This window comes from Indiicoccus explosivorum (assembly GCF_002167005.1).
GTDB classification, from domain to species: Bacteria; Bacillota; Bacilli; order Bacillales_A; family Planococcaceae; genus Indiicoccus; species Indiicoccus explosivorum.
In genome coordinates, this window is the sequence record NZ_NHTN01000056.1 from 1 (window position 1) to 13,727 (window position 13,727).

Annotated in this window: 13 protein-coding genes; 3 read left to right on the plus strand and 10 right to left on the minus strand. The window is 55.1% G+C overall.

Translation table 11 applies throughout. The annotated features are described in order from the left end of the window. Positions 1 to 116: 116 nt before the first annotated feature. Genes CCE92_RS13485 through CCE92_RS13495 form a run of 3 tightly spaced genes read right to left on the minus strand, consistent with a single transcriptional unit; the run spans position 117 to position 2,877 of the window. Positions 117 to 995, minus strand: a complete 879-nt coding sequence (locus CCE92_RS13485) for a GNAT family N-acetyltransferase (RefSeq protein ID WP_088008723.1) — start codon at positions 993 to 995, stop codon at positions 117 to 119. Beyond that, positions 982 to 2,013, minus strand: a complete 1,032-nt coding sequence (locus CCE92_RS13490) for an ABC transporter permease (protein WP_088008725.1) — start codon at positions 2,011 to 2,013, stop codon at positions 982 to 984. Before CCE92_RS13490 ends, CCE92_RS13485 begins: the two co-directional genes overlap by 14 nt. Further along, positions 2,014 to 2,877 carry an ABC transporter permease family protein gene (locus CCE92_RS13495; RefSeq protein WP_088008726.1) on the minus strand — a complete coding sequence of 288 codons (864 nt, stop codon included), beginning with the start codon at positions 2,875 to 2,877 and terminating at the stop codon, positions 2,014 to 2,016. It abuts the gene before it with no gap. 134 nt (positions 2,878 to 3,011) lie between these two features. On the opposite strand from CCE92_RS13495, the gene CCE92_RS13500 reads away from it, so the two are divergent. From CCE92_RS13500 to CCE92_RS13510, 3 genes are all read left to right on the plus strand, one after another. After that, positions 3,012 to 3,362 (plus strand): YojF family protein, encoded by a 351-nt coding sequence (locus tag CCE92_RS13500; protein WP_088008728.1) that lies wholly within the window; start codon positions 3,012 to 3,014, stop codon positions 3,360 to 3,362. A gap of 10 nt (positions 3,363 to 3,372) precedes the next feature. Next, a complete protein-coding gene (bshB2, locus tag CCE92_RS13505; protein ID WP_088008730.1) occupies positions 3,373 to 4,062 on the plus strand; it encodes a bacillithiol biosynthesis deacetylase BshB2 in 690 nt (229 codons plus the stop codon). Positions 4,063 to 4,189: 127 nt separating this feature from the next. After that, complete coding sequence (locus CCE92_RS13510; protein ID WP_088008732.1) at positions 4,190 to 5,548, plus strand: YjiH family protein; 1,359 nt, start codon at positions 4,190 to 4,192, stop codon at positions 5,546 to 5,548. A gap of 174 nt (positions 5,549 to 5,722) precedes the next feature. On the opposite strand, the gene CCE92_RS13515 is transcribed toward CCE92_RS13510, so the two are convergent. The 7 genes from CCE92_RS13515 to CCE92_RS13550 form a co-directional block, all read right to left on the minus strand. Beyond that, on the minus strand, positions 5,723 to 6,667 hold the full coding sequence (locus tag CCE92_RS13515; RefSeq protein WP_088008733.1) for an L-threonine 3-dehydrogenase: 945 nt from the start codon (positions 6,665 to 6,667) through the stop codon (positions 5,723 to 5,725). A gap of 146 nt (positions 6,668 to 6,813) precedes the next feature. After that, positions 6,814 to 8,004 carry a glycine C-acetyltransferase gene (locus CCE92_RS13520; RefSeq protein ID WP_088008735.1) on the minus strand — a complete coding sequence of 397 codons (1,191 nt, stop codon included), beginning with the start codon at positions 8,002 to 8,004 and terminating at the stop codon, positions 6,814 to 6,816. Between the two features lie 171 nt (positions 8,005 to 8,175). After that, positions 8,176 to 10,305, minus strand: coding sequence for an immune inhibitor A domain-containing protein (locus CCE92_RS13530; protein WP_088008739.1), 2,130 nt, complete (start codon positions 10,303 to 10,305; stop codon positions 8,176 to 8,178). 202 nt (positions 10,306 to 10,507) lie between these two features. Continuing rightward, positions 10,508 to 11,638, minus strand: coding sequence for a bifunctional cystathionine gamma-lyase/homocysteine desulfhydrase (locus CCE92_RS13535; protein ID WP_088008742.1), 1,131 nt, complete (start codon positions 11,636 to 11,638; stop codon positions 10,508 to 10,510). After that, positions 11,635 to 12,573 carry a PLP-dependent cysteine synthase family protein gene (locus CCE92_RS13540; RefSeq protein WP_088008745.1) on the minus strand — a complete coding sequence of 313 codons (939 nt, stop codon included), beginning with the start codon at positions 12,571 to 12,573 and terminating at the stop codon, positions 11,635 to 11,637. Before CCE92_RS13540 ends, CCE92_RS13535 begins: the two co-directional genes overlap by 4 nt. Beyond that, on the minus strand, positions 12,573 to 13,046 hold the full coding sequence (locus CCE92_RS13545; RefSeq protein ID WP_088008747.1) for an S-ribosylhomocysteine lyase: 474 nt from the start codon (positions 13,044 to 13,046) through the stop codon (positions 12,573 to 12,575). Before CCE92_RS13545 ends, CCE92_RS13540 begins: the two co-directional genes overlap by 1 nt. After that, on the minus strand, positions 13,043 to 13,696 hold the full coding sequence (locus CCE92_RS13550) for a class I SAM-dependent methyltransferase (protein WP_088008749.1): 654 nt from the start codon (positions 13,694 to 13,696) through the stop codon (positions 13,043 to 13,045). The genes CCE92_RS13545 and CCE92_RS13550 overlap by 4 nt, the downstream gene beginning before the upstream one ends. Positions 13,697 to 13,727: the final 31 nt, after the last annotated feature.

Below are 13,727 nucleotides of genomic sequence, written 5' to 3' on the forward strand. Positions count from 1 at the left end.
AGCCGGATTTATGCGCGTTCGGCGGGATTTATGCGCGTTCAGCAAGATTTATGCGCGTTCGGCGCAACACGTTTTTTATTCCGAATAAAACCCTGCCGATTCGGCAGGGTTCCTCATCAAATCAATTCTTTCCGCATATCCACTTGTTCAGATGTCAGTTCGAATCCCCGTTCTTTCAAAGCTTCATGGGTAAGCGGACTGCGATTGACCGGCACGTTGACGGCGACGCGCCGGATATCGCCGGCGTATCCGTCGAACGCCTCATTAAGCAGCCGGCGGATGACAGCCAGTCCTTCCCCATACGCCGGATCTGCTTCACACTGGAGCACAACAGTGGCGATATGTTTTCCGCCGCTGTCCGTCACTTTCCGATAGACGACATACCCGACAGGCGTGCCGGCGTCATTTTTCGCGATGATTGCTTCGCCTCCTTTGGCGCTCTGCCACATCGTCTGCCACGGATAATCGGCGCGGTAGAACGGAAGGCGGGATGCTTCTTCCGGAGACTTGATTTCCGTACGGCCGTCCGCCGGCGTTTCGCTTTCCGCCCCGATCTTGCCGTTCAGGTGCAGGAACTGGAGACGGTCGATGATTCTGTAGCCCGTTTTTTCGTAAAGGGCGATGGCGGGTTCATTCCCACTAATCGCTTCGAGCGTTGCGACTTCCGCCCCTGCCTCCCGGAGGAGTTCCAGGGAACGCTCCATCATCCGTCTGCCGATTCCGGTGCCCCGGGCGGACGAAGCGACGCCAGTCCCGCCATTCCAGCCGACTTTACGCCCGCCGGTTTCCCGGATGCCGTTCAGGACGAGTCCGGCCGGCTCTCCGTCCCGGAATGCGACGACGGAAAGAGCGGGATCGAGGTCTTCCTGGGTCATTCGGCTGCTGAACGCTTCTTCGGTCATCGTCATATCAAAAAAATACCCCTCGAATCCTTTATTCCACGCGTCGGTCCCTTCCGTCACCGTGCAGTCGGACAATTGTTTAATTTGCATCATGCGGCACACCTCCTGATTCTTTGCGGTTCGCGAGCCGAACCATTTTTTTGCGGAGCTCTTCACGGTTCCATTCGATGACCCGTTCTTCTTTCACCGACAGTTTCCGCTTTTTCACTTTCGGATTTTTGGAACGGATGTAGCCTTCCATCATGAGCGAAACGCTCAAGACGGCGATGGATATGAAAGCGACCGGCGCCAGGGGCAGCCAGGGCGCTCCCTGGAGATAGCGGAATGAGTTGCCGAACAGGCCAGCCCATTCGTAGGAAATCGACATCGGCGGGTCTGCAGCCAGCGGATCATAGCTTACTTTCGTTCCGCCGAGGAACAGATCGAGAAGGCCGAGATGCGCCAGCACGATGAACGTTTCGATCACTTGCTGGCCATACAGGACGGCGAGTTTCTCCCGCATCTGGGGAAATAAATGCCGGTGCACGAGCCGGAGCCGGTTCGCGCCGAGCGTCCGGGCCGCCATCACATATTCGCGGCGGTAAAGGAGCGATGCCTCATTGCCGATCAGCACTGCAACGATCGGTGCAGTGAGGAGCGCCATTATCAGGATTTGGATGGCGATCCGCTCCCAGAGCGTTGTTTCAAAACCGCCCTGCGGCATCCACAATACCGGAAACAGCACGTAAGCGGCGAAAACGCTGAGCGGAATATAATGGAGGGAATCCGCAAGGCCGCCGATCCACGCCCGATGGCGCTGCAGGTATACGGCCAGGATATAGCCGAGCGGAATGGCGATCAGCATCCGGATCGCCGCCACCAGCAAGGCGGCAATGATCGTGTACTTAGCACCGAGAATGATTTTCCCGAGCATGTCATAGCCGAACGGATCGGAACCGAGCGGCATCTCCCAATTCGGCGAAATCGGCGGCGCTTCGACCACCCGATCGCCTTCCATCAGGAACATCACCTGCTGCGGAACAGTTCCCCAAAGCCACTCATACGCGAAACTGCTGACGAGCAGAAGCGAAAGGACGGTGAAGCCGATGAGAAAAAACGGCTGTCTCCACATTCAGAGCACCTCCCTGCCGTAAAGCCGGCGCAGAAAGAACCATTCGCCGATGCTGTACAGCAAAAACACGGGCAGGAAAAAACTGAAAACCGTGATCAGGAACACTTCCGGCGTCATATTTTCCTGCCAGAACAGGATGATGCCGGGCAGATTGAACATCAGTTCCAGCACGAACAGGTTGGACAGCATGAACCAGACTGTCTTTTTCGACTGGAAAAACACGCTTGTCACAGCGTTGCGGAAGACGTGGAGCAGGACGATGAGCGCTTTCGAGTACCCGAGTGACCGGGCGAATTCAGCGTACAGCTGACGTTCCTCTTCTTGGAACGTCAGCATGCTGAGCCGGTAAAGCTGGACCATCGGCAGGATCATCAGGCAGGTCACCGGCAGCCAATAGATCGGGCTGTCGGCGAGCGCCGCAATGCTGGAAATGAGGATTCCGGTCTTTTTGAAAATCCAGATGACCGCCAGCTGCGCGAGCATGATGACGAGAAGGTCCGGTATGGATTCCAGGAAATAAAGGCCGAGTTTCACCCGCTCCCGCCACCGGTCCGGAAGCATCATGGTCAGCACCGTCAGCAAAAGCGCGAGAACCACTGCGACGGCCAGCGCAGCGAATAAAATCTGGAGCGAATACGTTATGTAGGCGAAAATATCCGGAAACAGCGGCATCTCCCGCTGTGCACGGAAATTCATGATGGCGATGTCCTGGATCGGCCACAGCGATGCCAGTACGTTTTTGATCGTCTCGGCGTAAAGCCGGAGACGGATTTCTCCAGAGACGAACCCGGCAACCAGGACCGGAAGTCCGCTTGCCAGAACGATTCCGATAATCGAGCAAACGAATTTAAGTAAAAATTTCACACAGTCTCCCCCATTTTTTGAACATTCTTTATTATATGATGCTTTTTTCCAAACCGTAAAGCAGGACTGTCGCATTCCTCTGCAAAATTTTCTATACTGTGAGAATAGGGATTTTGGACTGAAGGAGGAAACCCATGGAACCGGTGGAACCGAAAAAATTGCAGGCGGCGCTCGACGCGTTTGCCGGCAAGGAACTTTATCTTCACCTTGAAACGACGAACGGGGCCTATGCCAGCCATTTCAATGAGGGATTCTTCAATGCCAGCGCATTCATCCGCAACGTCGCCATCACGTACGAGCTCGGCAAAGTGGTCGGGGACAGTCCGCACCGCGTCGGCCTGAAGCTGCCGTATGGCTGGGTCTATGCGCAGGGAATCACTCATTATGAACTCGACGGCAAAGGCAGGCTGCTGCTCGCCGGCCATGACGCATCCGGAAAATTGGCGGTGGCGCTCGAACTGAGCGAAACACCGTTCGCTTACTGAGGAGGAAACTATGACGCTACCAGCAGAACGTCACGTACTAGTCGTGTTCCCGCATCCTGACGATGAGGCGTTTGGCGTATCGGGGACCATATCCACTTATATCGAACAGGACATACCCGTTACATATGCCTGCCTGACGCTCGGTGAAATGGGCCGCAATCTCGGGAATCCCCCATTCGCAACGAGGGAATCGCTTCCAGAAATCCGGAAAAAAGAGCTTCTCGCTTCAGCGGAAGCGATGGGGCTCACCGACCTCCGCATGCTCGGCCTGCGGGATAAGACCCTTGAATTTGAAGACGACGAGAAGATGGTGCAGCTGATGTCCGGTCTGATCGAGGAAACGGATCCGTCGCTTATCATCACCTTTTACCCGGACTACGCCGTCCACCCCGATCACGAAGCGACGGCACGCGCGGTCATCCGGGCGGTCCGCCGCATGGAGGACCGGCCGAAACTGTACTGTGTCGCCTTTTCGAATGATACCCTCACAAGGCTCGGGGAGCCGGACGTAATCCATGATATTTCGCCGGTCCGGGAGAAAAAGATGAGTTCGATGCGCGCGCACATCTCACAGACCGCCTGGATGCTCGAAGAGATGGAGCATAAACTTGCCCAAGGCGACACGGAAGCCGAAAACTGGCTGATCAAAGAACGGTTCTATACGTACAGATGGCATGAGGATTTCGAAGACAGCTTCTGATCATTTTAGCCTTTTCCTGCGGAAGGGGCTATTTTTTTTCGACAAATTCCGCTACGATAGGAAAGGATGTCCGCCGAAGAAAAAAAGCGGACGCTGCAATCAGTTACATACTTCAAGGAGGAACATTATGAAAACGCATTCACCATCCACATGGGCGCTGTTTTTGATTCCGTCCATCCTCGGTATCCTGCTGTTCATCGTGCCGCTGGATACGGCGGACGGCGTCATGGTCATTGTGGCGATCCTCGCCAACTGGTTCGCCGGACTGATCACCGGTTACGTCTCTTGGATCGTTACGCTGCTGCTGATCATTGCAGCCGTGGGCGCACTTATTTATTTACCGAAACGGCCGCCGACCGCCGATGAACAGGTGCCATTCATCGAAAAACTGTTCAACGTCCACTGGTTCTGGGTCATTGTCCGTGTGCTCGGCGCCGCGTTCGCCCTCATGGTCATGTTCGAACTCGGGCCGGAAGCGGTCTGGAGCGACGTGACAGGCGGACTGCTGCTGTCGCCGGAAGGCCTGCTCGCATTCCTGTTCACGATTTTCCTTTTCGCCGGACTGCTGCTGCCGCTCCTCATGAACTTCGGGCTGCTCGAATTCTTCGGGACGCTCATGGTGAAGATCATGCGGCCGCTGTTCAAGCTGCCGGGCCGGTCATCCATTGACGCGCTCGCATCCTGGGTCGGTGACGGAACAATCGGTGTCCTGCTGACGAGCCAGCAGTACGAACAGAACCGCTACACGAAAAAAGAAGCGGCGATCATCGGGACAACGTTCTCGGTCGTTTCCATCACGTTCGCAATCGTCGTCATCACGGAAGTCGGCATGAGCGAGTACTTCCTGTCCTACTACGGAACGGTCATCCTGGCCGGTGTCGTGCTCGGGCTCATCATGCCGCGCATTTATCCGCTGTCACGCAAAGAGACCGTTTTCGCTGACGGTCAGCCGCAGGAATCCCAGAACGAGGATATTCCGGAAGGCTATCATCCCGTCCAGCACGGAGCCGAATTGGCGCTGGCCAAAGCGGATCAGAACCGCTCGCTGAAAAAGTTCTTCGTCGACGGATTCAAAAACGTCCTCGACATGTGGATCGGCGTGGCGCCGGTCGTCATGGCGTTCGGGACGATCGCGCTCGTCCTCGCGGAATTCACGTCGTTCTTCACGATTCTCGGCGCACCGTTCGAGCCGTACCTCGAGCTACTGAACATCCCGGAAGCGGATGAAGCGGCCCAGCTCATGGTAGTCGGGTTCGCGGATATGTTCCTGCCGGTCCTGCTCGCGAACGGCATGATCGAATCGCAGCTGACGTTATTCGTCGTCGCGGCGGTTTCCGTCACGCAGCTGATTTACATGTCGGAAGTCGGCGGCTTGCTGCTCGGCTCGAAGATTCCGGTCAACATTCTGGATCTCGTCGTCATCTTCCTGCTGCGCACCGTCATTTCCCTGCCGATCATCGCAGGCGTGGCGCACTTGCTGTTTTAATTGAATGAAAAAGGAGAGGCTGAGCGATCAGCCTCTTTTTTGATGCCTTCCATTCAAGAAAGGGGGATTCTTGCTAATAAGACGCGGACTGTTCAAAAGGGTTCCACTGTTCTGAAATTTATAATCTGCAATAATGCGCCGGCATACTGATCGAATCGGTATGCCGGCGGTCTTTTACGCGCGTGCGGTTTTCTGTTTCAGTTTTTCAAGCATATCCGCTGTCATCTCATCCAGGCCGAATTTCACCCGGAATCCCCATTCCTCTTTCGCAGCGGAAGCGTCGATGCTGTCCGGCCAGCTGTCGGCGATGGCCTGCCGCATCGGATCGACGTCATAGGACAAGCTGAAATCCGGGATGTGCCGGCGGATCGACGCGGCGATCTCTTCAGGCTCGAAACTCATCGCTGTCACATTGAAAGCATTGCGGTGAACAAGCTTCGAAGGATCCGCTTCCATAAGATCGACAATCGCCTGGAGGGCATCCGGCATGTACATCATGTCCATATACGTCCCTTCCGCTATGTAGGAAGTGTACATCCCTTTTTCGATCGCCTGATAATAAATATCGACGGCATAATCCGTCGTCCCGCCGCCCGGAGGGGTGACGTACGAAACGAGCCCCGGAAACCGCACGCCGCGTGTATCGACGCCGAAACGGTGGAAATAGTAATCGCTCAGCAATTCGCCCGCGACTTTATTGACCCCGTACATCGTCGTCGGCCGCTGCAGCGTGTCCTGCGGCGTGTCTTGTTTCGGGGTCGACGGCCCGAATGCGCCGATCGAACTCGGTGTGAAGAATTGCAGTTTCTCCTCCCGCGCCACTTCCAGCGCGTTGACGAGCCCGCCCATGTTCAGATTCCAGGCGAGCTGCGGATTCTCCTCGGCTTTCGCCGACAGCAGCGCCGCCATGTGCATGATCGTATCCGCCTTGAATTCCTTCGCGAGTTCCCCCATGCGCTTTGCGTCTGTCACGTCCAGGATTTCAAACGGTCCGTCCGCCTCCTCTGATGGCCGGATATCCGTCGCCAGCACATTTTCTGCGCCATATACACTCCGGAGCTTGCCCGTCAGTTCCGAGCCGATCTGCCCGAGCGCCCCTGTAATCAATATGCGTTTCACCTGCTGTTCCTCCTTTAAAATAAAACCGTGAAAGCGTTTTCTTTCCCTGTTTCTGACCCTTATCAATTATACGGGGGACTGGGCAAGAGGACAACCTGGAACCGGCATAAAAGAAGCGCCGCCCATCAGGCAGCGCAATCCGGTTTTTATTGAATGACACCGAGCTCTTTTCCGACTTTTTCATAGACGGCAAGCGCATCATCGAGCATTTCTTTTGTGTGGGCGGCCGTCGGCATGTTGCGGACACGGCCGGTTCCCTTGGGCACCGTCGGGAAGACGATGGACTTCGCGTAGACGCCTTCTTCATACAGCCGCTTCGAGAACTGCTGGGTCAGTTTCTCTTCGCCGATGATGCAAGGCGTGATCGGCGTCTCGGAATCTCCGATGTCGAATCCGAGCTCTTTCAGCCCTTTCTTCAGGTAGTCGCCGTTTTCCCACAGCTTGTCGTGCAGCTCCGTCGATGCCATGATCATCCGGAGCGCTTCCTTGATGGCCGCGACGTCCCCAGGCGTGACCGCTGTCGAGAATAAAAACGGGCGCGAGCGCACGCGGAGCCAGTCGATCAGGTTCTGCTTGCCGGCGACGTAGCCGCCGACGACGCCGACCGCTTTCGACAGCGTGCCCATCTGCATGTCGACTTCCTTTTCGAGGCCGAAATGCTTCACTGTGCCTTTCCCTTTACCGGTTACGCCGGAGCCATGGGCATCATCGACGTATGTAATGAGGTCGAACTCTTTCGCGATTTCCACGATTTCCGGCAATTTCGCGATGTCGCCGTCCATCGAGAACACGCCGTCTGTGATGACCATGACCTTATTGTACTGGCCGGATTCCGTCGCTTCTTTCGCTTTCGCGCGGAGGTCTTCCATGTCGGAATGCTTGTAGGCGATGATCTTCGCCTTCGACAGCCGGCAGCCGTCGATAATGGACGCGTGGTTCAGCTGATCGGACAGAATGGCGTCATTCTTGTCCATGACCGCAGAAATCGCCGCCATGTTGCAATTGAAGCCGGACTGGTACGAAATCGCCGCTTCCGTCCCTTTGAATTCAGCGAGCAGTTCCTCGAGTTCCACGTGCAGGTCGAGCGTTCCGTTGATCGAGCGCACGGCTCCCGCGCCGACACCGTATTTATCGATCGTTTTTTTCGCCACTTCTTTCAGCGTATCATTCGTCGACAGGCCGAGGTAGTTGTTCGACGACAGGTTGATCAGTTCTTTGCCGCGGATCTGAATCGTGGCGCCGTTCGGGCCTTCGACCGGATCCACTTCGTTGTACAGTCCCTGCTCTTTCAGTTCCTGCAGGTTGTCGTTCAGGAATTTATCGAGTGTTTTTGACAATGTCCTCTTCCTTTCCTTCGCAAGAATTCTCACTATGTATCTTACCATACTTGATGGTGGGGGCGTTTGCGTGCGTTATTTCCGTTTTGCGTGCGTTATTCTCGGTTTGCGTGCGATAATCCTTTTTCTTATGCAAAAAATCAAAAAAGCGGGCCGCAGCCCGCTTTCCCATTACTTCTTGCTATTCTTGCCTTTCCCTTTGTTCGGGTTATCGACTTTGTACTTTACTTCATACGTAAATTCCTGTGCATTGCCTTGTCCAGGAATAGCGGCATACGACGTGATCATTTTCACGTTGCCTTCGCGGAGCACTTGCTGCAGGTCCAATGCTTCTTCTTCCGTCACATTGAATGGATCCACATGGAATACGTGCTGCTTACCGTTTTTCTTCGTCTGGATGAATGTCGTTGTGAAGTCGACATATTCACCTTTAATTTCGCCGAGCGAGCTGAACGGCTCCGTCGAAGAACCATCAGAAGAGAATTCACCGAGCTGGATGTTGTCCACGAACCAGCCTGCGTCGTTGTAGCCCCAATCCGTCAGGTTCCGGAATGAAACAAGCACTTCCTGGCCGGCGTATGCGGAAAGGTCGAATGTTTCTGTCGCCCAGTCTTCAGGATGACCAGTGAATCCAGGAACATTCTCTTTGATTTTCGGATAGCCTTCCTCGACTACATCCGTGCGCGTGTTGTCATTCGCCAGGGAAGTCCACGTTTCGCCATTATCAGTCGATACTTGGACAACCGCGTAATCCCAGCTTTCTTCAATGTCATAATAATGATCGAATGTCAGTACCGGATTGTCAGCAGGCACGGTCGCTTCGAAAATCATTTTCTGGTCTGCTTCGTCCCCGTTGTTCGCGTGGAGCACCTGGTTGCCGGAACCGAGCGGATCGGCTACAGTTGCCCATTCGAGCGGCAGGAAGTCGACGCCGTCAAATTCCATGCCGCGCACCGTCCGGTCGAAATTGAACTCCTTGAAGTCGCCGCCCCAAGCCGGAACGCCCTCTTTTTCAAACGTTTTCGCTTTTTCGAAGTCGACGGTCTTACCGCGCACATCGCCTTCGGAACCGACCGGCAGGCTGCGGAGGTCGATACTGTCGATGTTGTAATCGCTGCTGACGTTCGAGTTATCCAGCGTCAGTGCAGTCATGAAGTCCTGATAAAGGTCTTTGAATGACTTATCGGAACCGTATTCCGCAAGTTTCTTATCAACGCTTGCCATACCCTGGTTCTCGCCGTCGACCGCCAGTTCACGGATAAACTCTTTACCGAACTTGTCGTTCATGTACAACGTGAACAAGTACGTCTGGCCATAATCGGCGATCGTTTCCGGACCGGTTTTAGCCGCGGTATGCTCATCCCAGTTCACGAGCGAGTTTTCCGGGTGATCCAGGTAGAAATTGATGGATCCGGCATCGTGGCCATAGCCGCCGAGGTATTCAGAGAATGTCGAGAAACCTTCGTTCAGCCATGTGGTTTCTGCCCCGTCGTGATCCGCCTGGATCAGGTGCTGCAGTTCATGGATTGTCGTGCCGAAGAATGTATTCTCGAGACGTGTGTCCCACGAGTTTGTATCGACGGTGATGATGTTGCGGTCCATATAATTCTCAAGCGTCTGCCAGAAGAAACCGGCGACGAAGAATGGATAATCCGGGTTGTTCCAGCCTTCATCCTGCACGTTGTCGACAAGCATGATGATTTTGTCCGATCCTTCATAGTAACCTTCCGGCAACCCGACCATCCCAGGGAGAGGCGAATGCGAGCCGTCCAGCGAATCCGGTGTGCCGAAGAAATCGGTCGCTTTCGGATAAATGTTGCTGTCGAACTCCGCTGCAAGTTTATCCACTTGCGCTTGCGTCACGACGTCAGCCGGCTTCGGGTTTTTTGGTCCATATGCCAAGTCGTTCGCGACCCAAATTTCGACATTGTCGCCGACACTGCGGAGTGTGAATTCCTTGAACTTCAGATTGCGGTTCAGGAACAGTTTCGTTCCGCCGTCGTATGTGAACGGGCTGTCTTCACTTGCTTCCGCCCCATCGCCAGCCGTTTCATCAGCAAGCTGATTCTTCACTTGATCAGCCTGCGCTTTAATCTTCTCTTCCGCCAGCTTCTGGAACTCTTCACTTTCTGCCAGCTGATTCAGCTGCTGGTCGATATCAACGCGGTCGCCGTACTTCTCGACGTTCCAGTTCTCCGTCTGCGCTTTCGGTTCTTCTACGCCCGCGGTCGCCGCCGGTGCTGCCAATGAGAGTGCCAGTGCGCTTGCTGTCAGGATTGTTGCCCATTTGCTTTTGCTCAATTGAGTTTCCCCTTCCGATACCCTTTTTTGGATGCCTTGCCTGAATTTTTCAACTGTTACCAGATTATCATTTCTGACAATTATAAAAAATATGTACATTACCCTGTTTATCTGCTCACGAAACAAGTATATTTACCTATTTGCATTAAGTCCTAAAGACACAAAAAAAGAAGCCGCCTTTTCGGCGGCTTCTTTCCTTCCTTTATTTCAGCGCGTTGTCGAGGTCTTCGATCAAGTCTTCCACATCTTCAATGCCGACCGAAATCCGGACCAGGCCTTCGGAGATGCCGAGTTCCGCGCGGCGTTCCGGCGGAATCGACGCGTGCGTCATGAGCGACGGCACAGAAATGAGGCTTTCCACGGCGCCGAGGCTTTCGGCCAGTGTGAAGTAGCGGACTTTTTCGAGCAATTTGTGCGCGTTGTCCACGGTACCGACGTCAAACGAAATCATGCCGCCGAATCCTGTTGCCTGTTTCTTCATCGTTTCATGTCCGCGGTGGTTTTCGAGGCCCGGGTAAAAGACTTTTTTAATGGCTTCGTGACCGTCCAGGAATTCCGCGACCCGCTGGGCGTTGACAATGGTCTCTTCCATCCGGATGCCGAGCGTCTTCTGGCCGCGGATCAAGAGCCAGCAGTCCTGAGGGCCCGGAACCGCGCCGACTGAGTTCTGGATGAAGTGAAGATCCGAAGCCAGCTGTTCCGAATTCACGACGGCGAGTCCGGCCACGACGTCGCTGTGCCCGCCGATGTATTTGGTGGCACTGTGCAGCACGATGTCCGCGCCGAGCGCGATCGGGCTCTGCAGATACGGCGTCATGAACGTGTTGTCGACGATCGTCAGCAAGTCCTTCGATTTCGCGAATGCCGCCACTTCCTTGATATCCGTCACTTTCAATAAAGGATTGGTCGGCGTTTCGATGAAAATCGCTTTCGTGTTATCCTTGACCGCCGCTTTCACTTCGTCCAGGTCGCCGGTGTCGACGAATGTGTGCTCCAGACCGAAACGGTTCAGCACTTTCGTCATGACGCGGTATGTACCGCCGTAGACATCATCCGTCAGGACGATATGGTCCCCTGCGGAGAACATCATCATGATGGATGAAATCGCCGCCATGCCTGAACCGAACGCGAAACCGGCGTGCCCGCCTTCGACGTCGGCGATCAGTTCTTCGAGCGCGTGGCGCGTCGGGTTGCCGGTCCGGGAATATTCGTACTTGAAGTTCCCGACCCCTTCCTGCTTGTATGTGCTTACTTGGTAGATCGGCGTGGAGACGGCCCCTGTGTGCTCATCCCCGAAAATGCCGCCATGGATCAGTCGTGTTTTCGGTCTCATGTTGCATCCTCCTCTTCGAATGTCCGTCCGTATATATTCTGGCTCATGTAGCGGTCGCTGGAATCAGCGAAAACCGTGACGATGCGGCTGCCGGGCCTGGCTGTTTCCGCTTCACGGAGCGCCGCGGCGAACGCCGCGCCTGATGAGCTCCCGACAAGGAGCCCTTCTTCCGCGGCCAGCGTCTTCAGCGCTTCAAACGCTTCCTTGTCCGGAATGGTATGGATGGCGTCGAAGTACGATTCATCCATGTATTCCGGCAAAAATTCCATGCCGATGCCTTCCGTCAGATGCGGACCCGGCTCGCCGCCGTTTAAAATCGATCCTTCCGGTTCGACGATGACCGTGCGGACGGCCGGATCCTTCCCTTTCAAAAAACGGCTCATCCCCATGAACGTGCCGCCGGAACCGGCGCCCGCCACGAAAATGTCGAGCTCTCCATCCAGCGCTTCCCATACTTCCGGCCCCATCGTCTTCACGTACGCCGCCGGATTTGCGGGATTGCCGAACTGAAGCGGCAGAAAAGCGCGTTCTTTCGCCGCAAGCTCTTTCGCTTTTGCGATCGCGCCTTTCATTCCTTCGTCCGTTGGTGTATTGATCACTTCTGCGCCGAGCGCCCGCATGAGTGTCTGCTTTTCCATGCTGAACTTTTCAGGGACGACGAACTTGACGCGATAGCCTTTGCCGATTGCGGCGACAGCCAGGCCGATCCCCGTGTTCCCGGCCGTCGGCTCGATGATGGTCCCGCCTGGTTCCAGGACACCGCGAGCTTCCGCGTCTTCGATCAGCGCCACTCCGAGCCGGTCCTTGACGCTGCCGCCGGGGTTAAAAAATTCCAGTTTCGCAAAAATACGGCAGCTGTTCGGAATCGCCACATGCGTCAGTTCAAGAAGGGGCGTATTTCCGATCAGCTGCTGTATCGTCGTTGCGTATTTCATTATGCCGTCTCTTCCGGGAAGATGATGTGCCATTCATCACGCTTCGCCAGCATCTCGCGCGCCAGCTCCTGCGCATCTTCCAGGCTGTGGCTCGCCGCCCAGCCGCACTGCACTTCATTGCTTGCCGGCACTTCCGTCGCTTCCAGGACATCCTTCAGTGTCGCTTCGATGATATTCAGCACATCCTCGTAATCATCGTGGTTGATCAGGGACAGGTAGAATCCGGTCTGGCAGCCCATCGGTCCGATATCGATGATCTTGTCCGAGTGGTTGCGGCTCAGTTCCGCCATCAGGTGCTCGAGCGAATGCAGCCCTTTCATTTCCATGTGTTCTTTGTTCGGCTGCTTGAATCGGATATCATACTTGTGGAGCGTATCTCCGTTCGCGCCTTCTTTGACACCGGCGAGACGGACGTACGGCGCCGCCACTTTCGTATGGTCGAGATTGAAGCTTTCCACGTTCATTTTTTTCATCGTGCGTCTCCTCCTTCTTGTTTCGATGCATCGATCAGCCAGACGAAATCGTTCAGCTGCGTGAACACCACTGTGAAGCCTGCCTGTTCGAACAGTTCCCGCATGACCGGAACCGTCGTATAGTACTCCCGTTTCAAGTCTTCAGCGACATTGGTGAACCCGCGGTCTTCTTCGTAACGGATCCGCTCCCGCTTCGCTTGTTCCGTCGCGAAGACGGTATCGGCGAAGACCACTTTGCCGCCTGCGGGCAGTTCTTCGGCATAGCGTTTCACCGCGCGGGCCTTCTCTTCGTCGGTCAAGTGATGGAATGCATACGTGCTGACAAAGGTCCGGGGGTCGACGCCCGGCTCGTATGACAGGAAATCCCCGTCCACGATGCGCGCTTCCGGGAATTTGGCGGAAGCCGCTTTCCTCATGGCATCATTCGGTTCGACACCGACTGCTTCCAGATTGCGTTCCAGCAGTTTCTTCAGAAGATTGCCGGTGCCTGTCCCGAATTCGACGACCGGACTTTCCGCCCGCATCGCCACGGATTCCAGGATGCCGTCATAGTGCTTGAAGACATCCGCGTATTCCGGGTCATGCCCGCCGACCGACTCGTCATATGAATCTGCCCATTCATCGAATATCTCTACGAATTCGCGTCCCATACGCAATTCTCCTTTAGTTGAGCCTTTTTTT

What these genes read in the sequence shown, in the direction of transcription:
- CCE92_RS13485 (WP_088008723.1), bottom strand. Translation starts at nt 995, where the DNA reads ATGATGCAAATTAAACAATTGTCCGACTGCACGGTGACGGAAGGGACC.
- CCE92_RS13490 (WP_088008725.1), bottom strand. Translation starts at nt 2,013, where the DNA reads ATGTGGAGACAGCCGTTTTTTCTCATCGGCTTCACCGTCCTTTCGCTT.
- CCE92_RS13500 (WP_088008728.1), top strand. Translation starts at nt 3,012, where the DNA reads ATGGAACCGGTGGAACCGAAAAAATTGCAGGCGGCGCTCGACGCGTTT.
- bshB2 (WP_088008730.1), top strand. Translation starts at nt 3,373, where the DNA reads ATGACGCTACCAGCAGAACGTCACGTACTAGTCGTGTTCCCGCATCCT.
- CCE92_RS13510 (WP_088008732.1), top strand. Translation starts at nt 4,190, where the DNA reads ATGAAAACGCATTCACCATCCACATGGGCGCTGTTTTTGATTCCGTCC.
- CCE92_RS13535 (WP_088008742.1), bottom strand. Translation starts at nt 11,638, where the DNA reads ATGAGACCGAAAACACGACTGATCCATGGCGGCATTTTCGGGGATGAG.
- CCE92_RS13540 (WP_088008745.1), bottom strand. Translation starts at nt 12,573, where the DNA reads ATGAAATACGCAACGACGATACAGCAGCTGATCGGAAATACGCCCCTT.
- CCE92_RS13545 (WP_088008747.1), bottom strand. Translation starts at nt 13,046, where the DNA reads ATGAAAAAAATGAACGTGGAAAGCTTCAATCTCGACCATACGAAAGTG.
- CCE92_RS13550 (WP_088008749.1), bottom strand. Translation starts at nt 13,696, where the DNA reads ATGGGACGCGAATTCGTAGAGATATTCGATGAATGGGCAGATTCATAT.